At 50.0% G+C, this 956-nt stretch carries 2 protein-coding genes; both read left to right on the forward strand.

Annotated features, from left to right (window positions below):
- On the forward strand, window positions 1-474 hold a 474-nt coding region (locus tag R7Q11_RS25130), incomplete at its 5' end, for a phage minor tail protein G (protein WP_225466873.1).
- Window positions 475-497: 23 nt separating this feature from the next.
- Complete coding sequence (locus tag R7Q11_RS25135; RefSeq protein ID WP_025632816.1) at window positions 498-830, forward strand: phage tail assembly protein T; 333 nt, start codon at window positions 498-500, stop codon at window positions 828-830.
- Window positions 831-956: the final 126 nt, after the last annotated feature.

A 956-nucleotide genomic window follows, 5' to 3' on the forward strand; every position in this document is an offset into this window, starting at 1 on the left:
CTTTTTTTGAAAACAAAAACCGTACCTGTCGATGACATAAGCGTCACCATCACTCAGTTGTCTGGTTTAGAAAGACTGGATTTTATGGACTATTGTTCAGAAATTCCGGAACCAGAACGACCAGCCAAACCGGATGAGTCCGCCAGTGAGTCGGAGCAAGATAATTACCTGGCCGAGTTGAACAAGTACACGAAGAAATGGTTCCGCATTAACTTTCTTGTACAAGCTCGATTGGTGGCGTATGGCTATCGTGATGGCGTGGAAGACATCGATGAACGACACAAACAGATCATGTCACTCATGACGCCAGAGCAGGTTGAAACGCTTCACTATGAAATCGCTTCTTTCTCAGGCTTGCCAGTGCCTGCGCAAGAAGAAACCGCCTCATCAGATGGCTCGGAAGCCACCACTACCGCTGAAAACGCCACAACGGAAGACACCACCACTCAGGAGCCCACCGACCCAAAAGTCTAATTCGGGATGAAATTGAGTTTGCCATGGACCTTGCCCGAGAGTTCGGGCAAGTCTGTTGGCGCACCTTGTTGGCTTCCATTAGCGGCGAAGCCGTTGTGGAGTGGCGTGAATACTTTTCAAAACACGGCTTTAAGCACCAGATGGACAATCTGCGCTTTGCCGTGACCTGTTCTTCAAACTGGAATGTCACGGCCATGGCCGCAGGGTGCAAGGACGAAAGCGTCCTCAGAAGCTACCAAGACTTCCTGCCAACCTTAGAACATCCCGAAGAAGAATCCAAAGAATACACCGACGAAGAGCTGATGGCGTTGAGCGCGTCGGCAGGAGGAGTTCGCCTTGAGTGCCCAGATAGCTGATTTTAATATCCGCTTCAATACTGAAACCGCCAAGTTTCAGAAGGACGTGGATTACGCCAAAAAGATGCTGCGCGGCTACACCAAAGAAGCCAAAGCGGCGAACGACTCAAACCTATCATTAAGCCG

This window comes from Vibrio sp. 970 (genome assembly GCF_033339075.1).

Excerpts from the sequence above, each read along its gene's own strand:
- R7Q11_RS25135 (WP_025632816.1), top strand. The coding sequence starts at position 498 with ATGGACCTTGCCCGAGAGTTCGGGCAAGTCTGTTGGCGCACCTTGTTG.